The 14,135-nt window shown below is 61.0% G+C and carries 14 protein-coding genes; 9 read left to right on the forward strand and 5 right to left on the reverse strand.

Annotation, left to right across the window (positions count from 1 at the left end; translation table 11 throughout):
• The first annotated feature begins 10 nt into the window (after positions 1–10).
• From M5B98_RS06045 to M5B98_RS06080, 8 genes are all read left to right on the forward strand, one after another.
• The gene (locus M5B98_RS06045) at positions 11–805 is read left to right on the forward strand and encodes a carbon-nitrogen hydrolase family protein (protein ID WP_248742202.1); all 795 of its coding nucleotides are present in this window, start codon (positions 11–13) and stop codon (positions 803–805) included.
• Between the two features lie 38 nt (positions 806–843).
• A complete protein-coding gene (gene pqqF, locus M5B98_RS06050; RefSeq protein WP_248742203.1) occupies positions 844–3,270 on the forward strand; it encodes a pyrroloquinoline quinone biosynthesis protein PqqF in 2,427 nt (808 codons plus the stop codon).
• A gap of 159 nt (positions 3,271–3,429) precedes the next feature.
• Complete coding sequence (gene pqqA, locus M5B98_RS06055; protein WP_003444522.1) at positions 3,430–3,504, forward strand: pyrroloquinoline quinone precursor peptide PqqA; 75 nt, start codon at positions 3,430–3,432, stop codon at positions 3,502–3,504.
• Between the two features lie 81 nt (positions 3,505–3,585).
• Positions 3,586–4,497 carry a pyrroloquinoline quinone biosynthesis protein PqqB gene (gene pqqB / locus M5B98_RS06060; protein WP_248742204.1) on the forward strand — a complete coding sequence of 304 codons (912 nt, stop codon included), beginning with the start codon at positions 3,586–3,588 and terminating at the stop codon, positions 4,495–4,497.
• Between the two features lie 21 nt (positions 4,498–4,518).
• Positions 4,519–5,271, forward strand: coding sequence for a pyrroloquinoline-quinone synthase PqqC (gene pqqC, locus M5B98_RS06065; RefSeq protein ID WP_011336228.1), 753 nt, complete (start codon positions 4,519–4,521; stop codon positions 5,269–5,271).
• Positions 5,268–5,543, forward strand: a complete 276-nt coding sequence (gene pqqD, locus M5B98_RS06070) for a pyrroloquinoline quinone biosynthesis peptide chaperone PqqD (RefSeq protein WP_007959876.1) — start codon at positions 5,268–5,270, stop codon at positions 5,541–5,543. Before pqqC ends, pqqD begins: the two co-directional genes overlap by 4 nt.
• A gap of 7 nt (positions 5,544–5,550) precedes the next feature.
• Complete coding sequence (gene pqqE, locus M5B98_RS06075; RefSeq protein ID WP_371807421.1) at positions 5,551–6,687, forward strand: pyrroloquinoline quinone biosynthesis protein PqqE; 1,137 nt, start codon at positions 5,551–5,553, stop codon at positions 6,685–6,687.
• On the forward strand, positions 6,653–8,461 hold the full coding sequence (locus M5B98_RS06080; protein WP_248742205.1) for a S9 family peptidase: 1,809 nt from the start codon (positions 6,653–6,655) through the stop codon (positions 8,459–8,461). Before pqqE ends, M5B98_RS06080 begins: the two co-directional genes overlap by 35 nt.
• A gap of 3 nt (positions 8,462–8,464) precedes the next feature.
• Here M5B98_RS06080 and M5B98_RS06085 read toward each other — a convergent pair whose 3' ends face one another.
• From M5B98_RS06085 to M5B98_RS06100, 4 genes are all read right to left on the reverse strand, one after another.
• The gene (locus M5B98_RS06085; protein ID WP_065259115.1) at positions 8,465–8,623 is read right to left on the reverse strand and encodes a YqaE/Pmp3 family membrane protein; all 159 of its coding nucleotides are present in this window, start codon (positions 8,621–8,623) and stop codon (positions 8,465–8,467) included.
• 87 nt (positions 8,624–8,710) lie between these two features.
• Positions 8,711–9,031, reverse strand: a complete 321-nt coding sequence (locus tag M5B98_RS06090; protein WP_248742206.1) for a helix-turn-helix domain-containing protein — start codon at positions 9,029–9,031, stop codon at positions 8,711–8,713.
• On the reverse strand, positions 9,024–9,380 hold the full coding sequence (locus M5B98_RS06095) for a type II toxin-antitoxin system RelE/ParE family toxin (protein ID WP_248742207.1): 357 nt from the start codon (positions 9,378–9,380) through the stop codon (positions 9,024–9,026). The genes M5B98_RS06090 and M5B98_RS06095 overlap by 8 nt, the downstream gene beginning before the upstream one ends.
• Positions 9,381–9,631: 251 nt before the next feature.
• The gene (locus M5B98_RS06100; RefSeq protein WP_248742208.1) at positions 9,632–10,915 is read right to left on the reverse strand and encodes an aspartate aminotransferase family protein; all 1,284 of its coding nucleotides are present in this window, start codon (positions 10,913–10,915) and stop codon (positions 9,632–9,634) included.
• Positions 10,916–11,084: 169 nt separating this feature from the next.
• Between M5B98_RS06100 and M5B98_RS06105 the strand changes: the two genes are divergently transcribed.
• The gene (locus M5B98_RS06105) at positions 11,085–12,014 is read left to right on the forward strand and encodes a LysR family transcriptional regulator (protein ID WP_248742209.1); all 930 of its coding nucleotides are present in this window, start codon (positions 11,085–11,087) and stop codon (positions 12,012–12,014) included.
• Between the two features lie 228 nt (positions 12,015–12,242).
• Here the strand turns inward: M5B98_RS06105 and M5B98_RS06110 are convergent, their stop codons facing one another.
• On the reverse strand, positions 12,243–14,021 hold the full coding sequence (locus M5B98_RS06110; RefSeq protein ID WP_248742210.1) for an acyl-CoA dehydrogenase C-terminal domain-containing protein: 1,779 nt from the start codon (positions 14,019–14,021) through the stop codon (positions 12,243–12,245).
• Between the last annotated feature and the right edge of the window lie 114 nt (positions 14,022–14,135).

Raw genomic sequence — 14,135 nt, forward strand, 5'->3', positions numbered from 1 at the left:
GGAATCCCCGATGCGTGTAGCCCTTTACCAATGCCCACCGCTGCCCCTGGAACCGGCCGCCAACCTCCAGCGCCTGCATCAACTGGCGATGGAGGCCAAAGGTGCCGATCTGCTGGTGGTGCCGGAGATGTTCCTGACCGGCTACAACATCGGCAAGGAGGCGGTCGCGACATTGGCCGAAGTCTACAACGGCGAGTGGGCGCAGCAAGTCGGACGGATCGCCAAGGCTGCCGGCCTGGCGATTCTCTACGGTTACCCTGAGCGCACTGCCGAAGGGCAGATCTACAACGCCGTGCAGTTGATCGATTCGAACGGCGAGCGCCTGTGCAATTACCGCAAGACGCATCTGTTCGGCGATCTGGATCGTTCGATGTTCAGCCCCGGCGATGGCGAGTTTCCCATCGTCGAGCTCAACGGCTGGAAGCTGGGTTTCCTGATCTGCTACGACCTGGAGTTCCCGGAAAACGCCCGGCGCCTGGCCCTTGAAGGTGCCGAGCTGATTCTGGTGCCGACAGCGAACATGATTCCTTTCGATTTCATTGCCGATGTTTCCGTGCGCTCCCGCGCCTTCGAAAACCAGTGCTACGTGGCTTACGCCAACTACTGCGGCCACGAAGGCGACATCCATTACTGCGGACAAAGCAGCATTGCCGCGCCGGATGGCAGCCGTATCGCCCAGGCCGGACTGGACGAAGCCTTGATCGTCGGTGAGCTGGATCGCCAGTTGATGCTCGACTCCCGTAGCGCCAACCGCTACTTCAACGACCGCCGCCCTGAACTTTACGACGCGCTCAACAAGCGCTAATCCGCTAGCATTGGCACTTCACTGTTCTGGAAGTGCCCATGCCTGCGCCGACTCACCCCCGTCCCCTTACCGAAACCCTGGCCAACGGCTTGCGTGTAACCCTGCGTCACGTGCCCGGCCTGAAGCGCAGCGCCGCCGCGTTGCGGGTGGCTGCCGGCAGTCATGATGTGCCGTTGGCATGGCCGGGACTGGCGCACTTCCTTGAGCATCTACTGTTCCTCGGCACCGAGCTCTTTCCTGCACAGCAAGGGCTGATGGCCTACGTACAAGGTCACGGCGGCCAGGTGAATGCCAGCACTCGCGAGCGCACCACCGATTTCTTCTTTGAGTTGCCGCCAGCGTCCTTCAGCGACGGGCTGGAGCGTCTGTCGGACATGCTCGCCCATCCGCGTATGAATCCGGACGATCAGTTGCGGGAACGGGAAGTGCTGCAGGCGGAGTTTGTCGCATGGTCCCAGGACACCGCCGCTCAGCAGAAAGAGTCGCTGTTCGAAGGGCTGTCAGCAGCGCATCCGTTGCGTGGATTTCATGCCGGGAACCGCGACAGCCTGCCAGTAGAGCAGGTGGGGTTTCAGCAGGCGTTGAAAGACTTCCACCAGCAGTTTTATCGCACCGGGCAGATGACACTGAGCCTGGTCGGACCGCAGAACATTCAAGAGCTGCGAACGCTGGCCGAGCAGTTTGCTGCTGCGCTGACACCGGGGGATAAAACTGAGCAGTCAGCGCCCTTTCGCTTGATGGACAACCCGCAGGCAAGTTATCAACAGGTCGGCGAGCGACACGGCAATCTGCTGTTTGCACTGGAAGACTTGTCGGAGTCTTCGTCCGAGGCGTTGGCGTTTCTCTGTCACTGGCTGAACAGCGCCAAACCCGGTGGGTTGCTCGCGCATTTACAACAGCAGGGTCTCGCAAACAGTCTGCAAGCTTGCGTGCAATATCAGTTTGCCGGGCAGGCTTTGCTGCACCTTCAATTCACTGCGGCATCCGGGTCACTCGACACCATCCACGCACAGTTTCTTGACTGGCTGAGCTTCTTCGCAGCGCAGCAGGACTGGCCGGCATTGCGTGCGGAATACGCGGAACTGCTTCAGCGTCAGCAGCAAGTCAGCGGTGCACTGCAACTGGCGCGGCTCGACAGCGAACAACTCGATAGCGGCCTGTCCGAATCGGCCGTTACGGGGCTCAGAGCGGTTCTCGGCAAAATCGGCACTGTGGATAACTTCAGCCCCCATTGGCATCTGCCGAGCGCCAACCCGTTCCTGCGCACAGCCGAACCGCTGGCCAACGCCGGCCTGATCCGTGGCCAGACCAGCGCTCACCGGGGTCTGCGCACGTTTGCTCAGGATCGCTCGCGCAGCCGCCGTGAACGCTCGCCGATGCAGTTCAGTCAGGCACTGCCGGATAACAGCGACGTAGGCGCGGTGTATGTGCGCTGGCAAACGGAAGCAGCGGCCACGGCCGAGTTGCAGGCGAAACTGCAACACAGTCTGCGGGAAGTGTCGGGCGACGCACGTCAGGCCGGAGTCGAGTTGTCGTTCAGCACCACGGGTAATCAGTGGCTGCTGAAAGTGACCGGTCTGCAGGACACGCTGCCCGCTGTGCTGGAACATGCGCTGAAATCTCTGACACAAGTAAGCGCCGAATCCGCGAAAGGCGAGCCGCAACCTGCACTGATACCGATTCGCCAACTGCTCAAGGCATTGCCCAAACACTGTCTGCCAGCCGTGAGCGAATCCGATGACGCCGTGCACCTGTGGACAACTTCCCGCTGGGACGGTCTGGCGCTGGGCCTCAACCCACAGACCCAATCCGCCATGGGCCTGGCCCTGAGTCGCATCCCCGGCACACCGGACAATCAATTGCCCGCCCCCTCGACAACCCACACCCAATACTCGTGGCAACAAATCGAAAGCGACTCGGGCGAACACGCCTTGCTACTGTTCTGTCCTGCCGCCAGCCAGGAAATCGCTGGCGAAGCCGCGTGGCGTCTGCTCGCGCACCTGTGCCAGACGCCGCTCTACCAACGCCTGCGAGTCGAGCTGCAACTGGGTTATGCAGTGTTCAGCGGGTTGCGCCAGATCCATGGCCGGAGCGGATTGTTGTTCGGTGTGCAATCGCCAACGACCAGCGCCGCGCAATTGCTCGTGCACATTCAACAGTTCCTCGACGGCTTGCCAGCCCTTATCGAACAACTCGATGACGCCAGCCTTGACCAGCAACGCCGGACGCTTGCCGATCAGTTCGATGACAGCGTCCTGTCCGGCAAAGAGGCAGCCGAGCTTCTGTGGCAGGCCCGTCTCGCCGGCCACTCGTCGGATTATCTGCTGCAATTGCGCCGGGCCATCGCTCAACTGGGTCGCCCGGCATTGCTGGCCGCCGCACAACGCCTGATCCGCGCCGAAGGCGGCTGGCACGGTCTGTCCAGCGACCCTGCGCCAGGCGCGCCATGGCAAGCGGCAAAATGATCATTACCGGGGCTGCAAGGAGCTTTCTCAAAGATTCACGGGCCAACCCCCTGAAATTTTGAGTAACATAGCCACCTAACTATTTGGAACATCTCAGCGCTGCCGTGGACTATACCTATGGATAGCGCTATCTCACCCACCTGAAGAAGGAGTCACCCGATGGCCTGGACCAAACCTGCTTACACCGACCTGCGTATCGGCTTCGAAGTCACCATGTACTTCGCCAGCCGCTGAGTTCTGCCTCGTCAGAATTGCAGTGCAACGCCTCGGCTCGCCGGGGCGTTTTATTTTCAGCGTTGAAATGATGGAGCGTTCATGTTCGTCCAGATTCTGGGTTCGGCCGCCGGTGGCGGCTTTCCGCAGTGGAATTGCAACTGCGTCAATTGCGCCGGTTTTCGCGATGGCAGCCTGAATGCCAAGGCCCGCACCCAATCGTCCATCGCGATTTCCGATGACGGCGTGAACTGGGTGCTGTGCAATGCCTCGCCGGACATCCGCGCGCAACTCCAGAGCTTCGCCCCGATGCAACCGGGCCGGGCTCTGCGTGACACCGGCATCAGCGCGATCATCCTGATGGACAGCCAGATCGACCACACCACCGGCCTGCTCAGCCTGCGCGAAGGCTGCCCGCATCAGGTCTGGTGCACGGACATGGTCCACGAGGACCTGAGCACCGGTTTCCCGCTGTTCACCATGCTCAAGCACTGGAACGGCGGGCTGGACTGGAACCGCATCGAACTCGACCAGAGCTTCACCGTCGCCGCGTGCCCGAACCTGCGCTTCACCCCGCTGCCGTTGCGCAGCGCCGCACCGCCCTATTCGCCGCACCGCTTCGACCCGCATCCGGGCGACAACATCGGCCTGATCGTCGAAGACCTCAGCACCGGCGGCAAACTGTTCTACGCGCCGGGCCTGGGCAAGGTCGACGCGCCGTTGCTGGACATCATGGCCGGCAGCGACTGCGTACTGGTGGACGGGACGCTGTGGGACGACGATGAAATGCAGCGCCGTGGCGTCGGCACCCGCACCGGCCGTGAAATGGGTCACCTGGCCCAGAACGGCCCCGGCGGCATGCTCGAAGTGCTGGAACAGCTTCCCGAGCAGCGCAAGGTGCTTATCCACATCAACAACACCAATCCGATTCTCGACGAAGACTCACCGGAGCGCGCGGAACTGGTGCGGCGCGATGTTGAAGTGGCGTATGACGGCATGAGCATCGTCCTGTAACGAATGGCACGGAGAACTGCAATGACCGATACCCCGCTGTCCCCCGCCGAATTCGAAGCGGCCCTGCGCGCCAAGGGCGCCTACTACCACATCCATCACCCGTATCACGTGGCGATGTATGAAGGCCGGGCTACCCGCGAGCAGATCCAGGGCTGGGTCGCCAACCGTTTCTACTATCAGGTGAACATCCCCCTGAAAGACGCGGCGATCCTCGCCAACTGCCCGGATCGCGAAATCCGCCGCGAGTGGATCCAGCGCCTGCTCGACCACGACGGCGCCCCCGGCGAAGACGGTGGCATCGAAGCCTGGCTGCGTCTCGGCCAGGCCGTCGGCCTCGATCCGGATCAATTGCGCTCCCAGGAACTGGTGCTGCCCGGCGTGCGTTTCGCCGTCGATGCCTACGTCAACTTCGCCCGCCGCGCCAGTTGGCAGGAAGCCGCCAGCAGCTCGTTGACCGAATTGTTCGCGCCGCAGATCCACCAGTCGCGCCTCGACAGCTGGCCGCAGCATTACCCGTGGATCGACCCGGCCGGCTACGAGTATTTCCGCACCCGCCTCGGTCAGGCCCGGCGCGATGTCGAGCATGGTCTGGCGATCACGCTGGAGCACTACAAGACCCGCGAAGGCCAGGAGCGCATGCTGGAAATTCTCCAGTTCAAACTGGACATCCTTTGGAGCATGCTCGATGCCATGAGCATGGCCTACGAACTAAACCGCCCGCCGTATCACAGCGTCACCGATCAACGGGTCTGGCATAAAGGAATCGCCTTATGAGTTTCGACCGCAGCAAGACCCCGACCTGGCGTCCCGGCTACCGCTTCCAGTACGAACCGGCGCAGAAAGGCCATGTGCTGCTGTACCCGGAAGGCATGATCAAGCTCAACGAAAGTGCCGCGCTGATCGGCGGCCTGATCGACGGTGAGCGGGATGTCGCGGCGATCATCGCCGAACTCGACAGACAGTTCCCCGGCGTACCCGAGCTCGGTGACGACATCGAGCAATTCATGGAGGTTGCCCGTGCGCAGCACTGGATCGAACTTGCCTGAGTCATCGGTGCAAGTCCCGGCCAAACCGGAAATCGGCCTGCCGCTGTGGCTGCTCGCCGAACTGACTTACCGCTGCCCGCTGCAATGTCCGTACTGCTCCAATCCGCTGGATTTCGCCGAGCAGGGCAAGGAGCTGAGCACCGAGCAGTGGATCAAGGTATTTCGCGAGGCGCGGGAAATGGGCGCGGCGCAACTGGGCTTCTCCGGCGGCGAACCGCTGGTGCGCCAGGACCTCGCCGAGCTGATCCGTGAAGCGCGGCAGTTGGGTTTCTACACCAACCTGATCACTTCCGGCATCGGCCTGACCGAGCAGAAGATCAGCGACTTCAAGAAGGCCGGGCTCGATCACATCCAGATCAGCTTCCAGGCCAGCGACGAGCAAGTGAACAACCTGCTCGCGGGCTCGAAAAAGGCCTTCGCGCAGAAACTGGAAATGGCCCGCGCCGTGAAAGCCCACGGCTATCCGATGGTGCTGAACTTCGTCACCCATCGGCACAACATCGACAAGATCGACCGCATCATCGAGCTGTGCATCGCGCTTGAGGCCGACTTTGTCGAACTCGCCACCTGCCAGTTCTACGGTTGGGCGCAGCTCAATCGTGTCGGCCTGTTGCCGACCAAAGAGCAACTGGTCCGCGCCGAACGCATCACCAACGAATACCGCGCCAAGCTGGAAGCCGAAGGGCATCCGTGCAAGCTGATTTTCGTCACCCCGGACTATTACGAAGAGCGCCCGAAAGCCTGCATGAACGGCTGGGGCAGTCTGTTTCTGACGGTCACACCGGACGGCACCGCCCTGCCCTGTCATGGCGCCCGACAGCTGCCGGTACAATTTCCCAATGTGCGCGACCACAGCATGCAGCACATCTGGTACGACTCGTTCGGCTTCAACCGTTTTCGCGGTTATGACTGGATGCCCGAGCCGTGCCGCTCCTGCGACGAGAAAGAACAGGACTTCGGCGGCTGTCGCTGCCAGGCATTCATGCTCACCGGCGATGCCAGCAATGCCGACCCTGTGTGCAGCAAATCCGAACATCACGGCGTGATCCTCAAGGCCCGCGAAGAAGCCGAGCACGCCACCCAGACCATTGAACAACTGGCCTTTCGCAATGAACGAAACTCGCGCCTCATCGCCAAAGGCTGAGCCTTTCAGCGCCACTGCCGCCGTTGCTGCCGGTGTGGATTTCGCCGAACTGCAGCTCGGCTCCCAGGGTTTGTTCTGGAATGAATACCGCCCTGCAGACGCCGCGTGCCGGATCTGGCACTGGCGCGATGGCGTGGCGAAATGTCTGACACCTGCGGGCTTCAGCGTGCGCAGCCGGGTGTACGAATATGGCGGTGGGGCGTTTTGTCTGACGCCTGACGGGGTGGTTTTCGTCAACGAGGCGGATCAACAGCTGTATCGCCAGACGCTGGATGGCGAGCCTGTGGCGTTGACGTCGAGCGAGTGTCGATATGGTGATCTGCATTTTGCCAACGGGCAGGTGCTGGCCGTTGAAGAGAACGATGATCGCCATCGTCTGGTGGCCATCGATCTGGCGACTGGCACCTGCCACATGCTGGTTGAGGGCGCAGACTTTTACGCGTCGCCGATCATCAGCCCGGACGGTCAGCGCCTGGCGTGGATCGAGTGGAGCCGCCCGCATCAGCCGTGGACTTCCACCCGTTTGATACTCGCCGAGCGCACAGGTAATGGATTTTCTGCCCCACGTTGCGTAGCCGGTGAAACGCTTGAAGAGTCGATCCAGCAACCGCGCTTCGATGTCGATGGCCGACTGGGTTGCCTGACCGACCGTGGCGGATATTGGCAACCGTGGGTCGAGTCTGCGGACGGTTTGCAAATGTTGCCCTGTGCTGCAGCCGATCATGCGCCGGCGCCGTGGCAACTCGGCGGCTGCACCTGGCTGCCCATCGACGAAGGCTTTTTGGCGAGTTGGAGCGAAAGCGGTTTTGGTCGTCTGGCGCTCAACGGCGAAGACTTCACCGGCGACTACAGCCGTTTCCGTCATCTGGCGGTCGATGATCAATTCATTTACTGCATCGCCGCTTCACCGATCAGCCCGTCAGCAGTACTCGCCATTGATCGCGAGTCGCGTGAAGTGAAGGTGCTGGCCGGAGGCGTTGCACCGCTGCCTGCCGAACGCATCAGCCGACCGCAAACCCTGCGCTATCCCAGCGGTTCAGGTGAAGCGCACGGCTTCTTTTACCCGGCCATCAATGGCGATGGCAAACCACCTCTGGTGGTGTTCATTCACGGCGGCCCGACTTCAGCGTGCTACCCGATGCTGGATCCGCGCATCCAGTACTGGACACAACGCGGCTTCGCCGTCGCCGACCTCAACTACCGCGGCAGCAGCGGCTATGGCCGGGAATATCGGCAGGCGTTGCATCTGAGCTGGGGCGCGGTGGATGTCGAGGATGCCTGTGCGGTCGTCGCTTACCTGAATGATCGCGGCATGATCGACGGCGACTGTACATTCATCCGTGGTGGCAGTGCTGGCGGCTACACAACGCTGTGCGCCCTGGCGTTCCATCAAGTGTTCCGCGCTGGCGCCAGCCTTTATGGCGTCAGTGACCCGGTTGCCCTGGGCCGCGCGACACACAAGTTCGAAGGCGATTATCTGGACTGGCTGATCGGCGATCCCGAGCAAGACGCCGAACGCTACGCAGCCCGCACGCCGTTGCTGCACGCAGGCAACATTCGCGTACCGGTGATTTTCTTCCAGGGTGAACTGGACGCCGTGGTCGTGCCGCAACAGACCCGCGACATGGTCGCGGCCCTGGAGCACAACGGCATCGAAGTCGAAGCGCATTACTACGCCGACGAACGTCACGGCTTCCGCCGGGCCGTCAATCAGGCCCATGCGCTGGAGCAGGAGTGGCGTTTCTATCGGCGAGTCATGGGCCTGGCGGACTGAAACTCAGCGCTTGGCGATGATGTACACCGCGTGCACGATCCCCGGGATGTAACCGCACAGCGTCAGCAGGATATTCAGCCAGAACGCGCCGCCGAACCCAACCTGCAGAAACACACCCAGCGGCGGCAAGATAATGGCGATGATGATGCGGATGAAGTCCATGGGGCTGCTCCTGATTGGGGGCTGGCTCGACTGAGCCATACAAGCTAATCGACCTGTGCCGTTTGTCAGGGTTCAGTGCTATTGCTCTCAAGCCAGAATTTGCAGACCGTGTTTCTGCACGATACTGAGCAGCTTCAAGGCCATGCCGCTTGGGTGCTTGTCTCCTGATTCCCATTGCTTGACGGTCGACGCACTGGTGTTCAAATAACGAGCGAACACTGGCTGACTGACGTTGTTCCGCTCGCGCAGTGCCTTGATCTGTTCCGCCGGGATCGCATCGGGAACCGCTGCAAGACACGACTCATCAAACTCACGCATCGTTGCCTTGCTGATCGCGCCGACTGCATGCAGGGCATTGGCCGACTCGTGAACGGATTCAAACACGTCACTTTTGAATTTTTTACTCATGAGTTATCTCCACAAACGCCTTCATGACCAACAAGCCTTGAATCTGCTCTTCGGTAAGTTGCGCATAGGCTTTCGCCAGTTTGCGCAGTTCCTTCAGCTCCGCAGAATTGATGTTGCTCCGATCCTTTTTGGCGAACAGCACCTGATAAACCCAGTAGTGCCCGCCTTTGGCCAGAACAATCGACCGGTGACGGTTTTCGTTCAGGCGCTTCTTCCAGACTCCGCCTCCCAGATTGTCCGCTTGACCATCAAGCATCTCGGCAAAAGCCTCGCGGAGTTCTTCGTCGGTGATCCATGCTTTGCTGGCCTGTATCGCAAAACCTTTTGTCTTGAACAACCTGAACGACATCGGTATCCCTTCCAAAAAACATACCACTCAGTGGTATAGATTACAAAGCCCGTCTTTCGATAATGTTGGTCTGCTGGCATCGGCAATCCTTGCCGAGGTCCACTAAAGAAACACCGCAGTTGCCAATCCTCAAGCACTAAACCGCGTTCGCAAAACCCGGCCACAAAAAAACGCCCCACGCCAAAAGAATCAGGCGTGGGGCGTGCGTTATACCGCGAGACGGTTCTTGAATTCGGGTGGGAAACTTCAGCTCAGACGGCAATCCCTTTGCGGCATTGCAGTTGCGCCGTGCGTACCCGGGAGAAGGCGCGGGCCAGGCGCAGGAGCATTTCGTCGATGTTGGCCATGCTGACGGTGAGCGCCGGGGTGAAGCGCAGGCAGTTGGCTTGTGGGGCGTTGAGCAGCAAGCCTTCATGGAGCGCGGCTTTGACGACGGCCTCGGCGGAGTCTTCCGACAGAGTCAGTCCCCAGAACAGCCCTTGCCCGCGCAACTCGCCATGTTCATAACGATGGGCCAGACGGGCGAGCCCCTCGCGCAGATGCTGGCCGTTGTCCCGGATCTGTTCGAGGAAGGCGCGGTCCTGCACGCTGTCGAGTACCACCAGGCCGGCGGCGGTCATCAGGGCGTTGCCGTGATGCGTACCGCCCAGCTCGCCGAAGTCGAAACAGCAGGCCTTGCCTCGCGCCAGCAATGCAGCCAGCGGTACGCCACCGCCAAGGCCCTTGCCGAGTACGACGATATCGGCGCGCACGCCGTAGGATTGTTCGGCGAGCAAGGTGCCACAGCGGCCGATGCCGGTCTGCACTTCGTCGAGGATCAGCAGAATGCCCAGTTCACGGCACAGGCGCTCGACACCCTTGAGGTAATGCTCGGTCGCCGGAATGACACCGGCATCGCTCTGGATCGGTTCGAGCATGATCGCCACGGTCTGCGCATCGACTGCGGCATGCAGCGCCGGCAGGTCGTTGAACGGCACCAGATCGAAGCCCGGCAGCAGCGGTGCGAAGCGATTGTGCAGGTTGCAACTGTCCGACGCCGAAATCGTCGCCAGACTACGTCCGTGACAGCCTTGTCTGGCGACAATGATCCGCGAGGCGCCGCCGCGATGCAGCTGGCCCCATTTGCGCGCCAGTTTGATCGCGGCTTCACAGGCTTCGCTGCCACTGTTGAGCAGATACGCCTGATCGCTGGAAGTGCTGGCACACAAACGCTCGGCGAGGCTGAGCATGCCGCGGTTGTGCAGATTGAATCCGGGATTGATCAGGGCCTGTGCCTGGCTGGCGATGGCTTTGACCAGCGCCGAAGGGCTGTGGCCCAGGCTGTTGGCGCCGCCGGCCTGGGAAAAGTCCAGGTAGGCGCGGTCATTGCTGTCCCACAACCAGGAACCCTGGCCGCGAACGAAAACCTGCTGCGGGCGCTCGACGCTGGGCATCAGGCGCTCGGCATTCAGGCCATCAGCAGCATCCGATGCATGGGTTTCAAAAGCCAGGTCATCGAGACTCGGCGCCTGGCGCCGCAAGCTGAACAGATTCATTGAAAAAAACCTCGATTGAGGTTTTTTGAACTGCCTATGTAAACACTTTCGAAGCAAACGCTGGTCATTGCGCTTTCCGGCCCTGTAAGCCTTGTGAATGCGGTTAGACTAGGCGTCTTCAAGGCGCCGAGCCATTTCGATTTCCCAGCATTTTCGATAAGTATCACTTATGGATTTCAAACAACTGCGTTATTTCGTCGCGGTCTACGAAGAAGGCCACGTCGGGCGTGCCGCCGAGCGCCTGTCGATCTCTCAGCCCGCGCTGTCCCAGCAGATCCGTCATCTGGAACAGAACCTCGACGTCACCCTGTTCGAACGCAGCAGCAAACGTCTGCTGCCGACCCTGGCCGCCCACACGCTGTACAACCACGCGCTGCCACTGCTTGATGGCATGCAACGTGCGCGCGAGGCGCTGGGCAACTTCAAGGGGCAGGCGCTGCGTACGCTGGCGATCGGTGTGCTGCAAACCGTGCACACCAGCCTGGTGCCGCAAATGCTCGAACGGGTGCGCAAGGCCCAGCCGCATCTGGTGGTGCAGATTTATGAACTGACGGGACTGGAGATCGAGCGCCGCCTGCTCAATGGTTCGCTGGATATCGGCATCAGCTATCTGCCACCCCGCCAGCCGGGTCTGCACGGCGTGATGCTGTACGAAGATGAACTGACATTGGTCATCCCGGCGGATCATCCGTTGCGCGAATTCAAGAAAGTCTCGATGAGCCAGGCCGCAGAATTGCCGATGTTGTTGCTGGGTGAGGAATTTCAGATCCGCCAGATCTGGCAGGCGCAACTGGCCAGCCTCGGGCGACGCCCGCAAGTACAGGCAGAACTGAACAATATGGTGGGGATTCTCGACAGCCTGCCGCACACGCGTCTTGCGACGGTGTTGCCGGGGCGCTCACAGAAGGAGTACGACGATCAGGACTTGCTGTGGAAACCGATCAGCGAACCACGGGTACCGCTGAAGGTAGGGCTAGTGTGTCGCGATGTGCAGCGTCAGCAGGCGTCATTGGCCTTGCTGCGCACGTTGCTGGAGGAGGTGATGCAGCGCGAGGAAAAACCGCTCAAAGGTGCGCCAGGACTGGAGTCGCTGAGCTGAAAACTTTTCTGCGGGCATAAGAAAACCCCGCCGAAGCGGGGCTTTGCAGACTGTTTCCCTGACATCCATTTCACTCCGCCACCCTGGCAGAATCCTTACGTGTCCGTGTTGTTGCTTTGCGCTTCCTGCGCTACGTCCATGGAAAGTAGATTAGCTCTGGATCCAATCTACGCCTATGGGAGAACAGCAGCACGTCATGTAAGAGATCGCTTACATGACGTTACATCATCAGAACTGCGCAGCATCCAGCAGGAACAGCGACTCGCTGCCAGCTTTGACCGACGCGCTCAGCGAGTGAATCCGCGGCAGCAGACGGGCGAAGTAGAACCGCGCGGTGCCGAGCTTGCTCGCGTAGAAATCATCCTGCGCTTCTTTGCCCAGCGATGCCTTGGCCATCAACGCCCACATGTAGGCGTAAGCGGTGTAACCGAAGGCTTGCAGGTACTCGACCGACGCCGCACCGATTTCGTTCGGGTTGGTTTTCGCCCGGTCCAGCAACCACGAGGTCAGTTCGTCGAGGTTGTCGACGGCGTCATTCAGCGGCTTGGTGAACTCACCGAGGTCGGCACTCGCCGTCGCGGTGAAATGGCGGATCTCGTCGGCGAACAACTTGTAGAACGCGCCACCGCTACCGACGATCTTGCGGCCCACCAGGTCCAGCGCCTGGATGCCGTTGGTGCCTTCGTAGATCTGAGTGATGCGCACGTCACGCACCAGTTGCTCCTGACCCCACTCGCGGATGTAGCCGTGGCCGCCGAAGATCTGCTGGCCGTGGACCGTGGTTTCCAGACCCAGATCGGTCAGGAATGCCTTGGCCACTGGCGTCAGCAAGGCAACCAGATCTTCCGCACGCTTGCGTGTGGCGGCGTCTTCGCTGAACTTGGCGGTATCGAGTTGCATCGCCACGTAAGTGGAGAACGCACGACCGCCTTCGTTCGAGGCTTTCATGGTCAGCAGCATGCGACGCACGTCCGGGTGGACGATGATCGGGTCGGCGACCTTGTCCTTGTTCTGCGCGCCGGTCGGCGAACGGCTTTGCAGACGATCGCGGGCGTATTCGAGGGCGTTCTGGTACGAGCGCTCGCCGGTGGCCAGGCCCTGGATACCGACGCCCAGACGCTCGTAGTTCATCATGGTGAACATCGCGGCCAGGCCCTTGTTCGGCTCGCCGACCAGGTAACCCACGGCTTCATCGAAGTTCATCACGCAGGTGGCCGAAGCCTGGATGCCCATCTTGTGTTCGATCGAACCGCAGTTCGCCGGGTTGCGCGCACCCAGGCTGCCATCGGCATTGACCATGAACTTCGGCACCAGGAACAGCGAAATGCCTTTCGGCCCCGCCGGTGCGTCCGGCAGTTTGGCCAGCACCAGGTGGATGATGTTTTCGGTCAGGTCGTGCTCACCGCCGGTGATGAAGATCTTGGTGCCGCTGACCTTGTAGGAACCGTCCGCCTGAGGCTCGGCCTTGGTGCGGATGATGCCCAGGTCGGTGCCGGCATGCGGTTCGGTCAGGCACATGGAACCGGCCCAGACGCCGGCGTACATGTTCGGCAGGTAAGCGGCTTTCAGTTCTTCGCTGGCGTGGGCGTTGATCGACAGGCAGGCGCCGGCCGTCAGCATCGGGTACAGACCGAAGGACAGGCTGGCGGAGTTGACCATTTCTTCGACCTGAGCCGACACGGCTTTTGGCATGCCCATGCCGCCGTATTCCGGATCACCGCCAACCCCGACCCAGCCGCCTTCGGCATAAGTCTGATAGGCCTGTGGGAAACCAGCCGGGGTGGTGACGGCACCGTCGGCCCAGTGGCAACCCTCTTCGTCGGCCGCGCGGCTCAGGGGCGCGATGCTTTTGCTGGTGACCTTGCCGGCCTCTTCGAGAATGGCTTCAACGGTTTCCGCGTCGACGATCTCGGCCAGGGCCGGCAGTTCGGCCCAGAGTTTGGCGACTTCGAACACTTCATTGAGGACGAAGCGCATATCGCGCAGCGGCGCTTTGTAGTCAGCCATGGCAAACCTCGCAAAGATCTAAACAGGTGATTCGTGGAAGGGTGATTTCGTTGAGCTGGAGTGTAACCCAACAACTTTTGCGACACATAGGGTCAGGCGGTGACTGATTTGTTA

The organism is Pseudomonas sp. MWU12-3088 (genome assembly GCF_023242405.1).
GTDB lineage: Bacteria > Pseudomonadota > Gammaproteobacteria > Pseudomonadales > Pseudomonadaceae > Aquipseudomonas > Aquipseudomonas kribbensis.

Coding starts and splice junctions, on each gene's coding strand:
- M5B98_RS06045 (WP_248742202.1), top strand. CDS start 11: ATGCGTGTAGCCCTTTACCAATGCCCACCGCTGCCCCTGGAACCGGCC.
- pqqF (WP_248742203.1), top strand. CDS start 844: ATGCCTGCGCCGACTCACCCCCGTCCCCTTACCGAAACCCTGGCCAAC.
- pqqB (WP_248742204.1), top strand. CDS start 3,586: ATGTTCGTCCAGATTCTGGGTTCGGCCGCCGGTGGCGGCTTTCCGCAG.
- pqqC (WP_011336228.1), top strand. CDS start 4,519: ATGACCGATACCCCGCTGTCCCCCGCCGAATTCGAAGCGGCCCTGCGC.
- pqqD (WP_007959876.1), top strand. CDS start 5,268: ATGAGTTTCGACCGCAGCAAGACCCCGACCTGGCGTCCCGGCTACCGC.
- M5B98_RS06080 (WP_248742205.1), top strand. CDS start 6,653: ATGAACGAAACTCGCGCCTCATCGCCAAAGGCTGAGCCTTTCAGCGCC.
- M5B98_RS06085 (WP_065259115.1), bottom strand. CDS start 8,623: ATGGACTTCATCCGCATCATCATCGCCATTATCTTGCCGCCGCTGGGT.
- M5B98_RS06090 (WP_248742206.1), bottom strand. CDS start 9,031: ATGAGTAAAAAATTCAAAAGTGACGTGTTTGAATCCGTTCACGAGTCG.
- M5B98_RS06095 (WP_248742207.1), bottom strand. CDS start 9,380: ATGTCGTTCAGGTTGTTCAAGACAAAAGGTTTTGCGATACAGGCCAGC.
- M5B98_RS06100 (WP_248742208.1), bottom strand. CDS start 10,915: ATGAATCTGTTCAGCTTGCGGCGCCAGGCGCCGAGTCTCGATGACCTG.
- M5B98_RS06105 (WP_248742209.1), top strand. CDS start 11,085: ATGGATTTCAAACAACTGCGTTATTTCGTCGCGGTCTACGAAGAAGGC.
- M5B98_RS06110 (WP_248742210.1), bottom strand. CDS start 14,021: ATGGCTGACTACAAAGCGCCGCTGCGCGATATGCGCTTCGTCCTCAAT.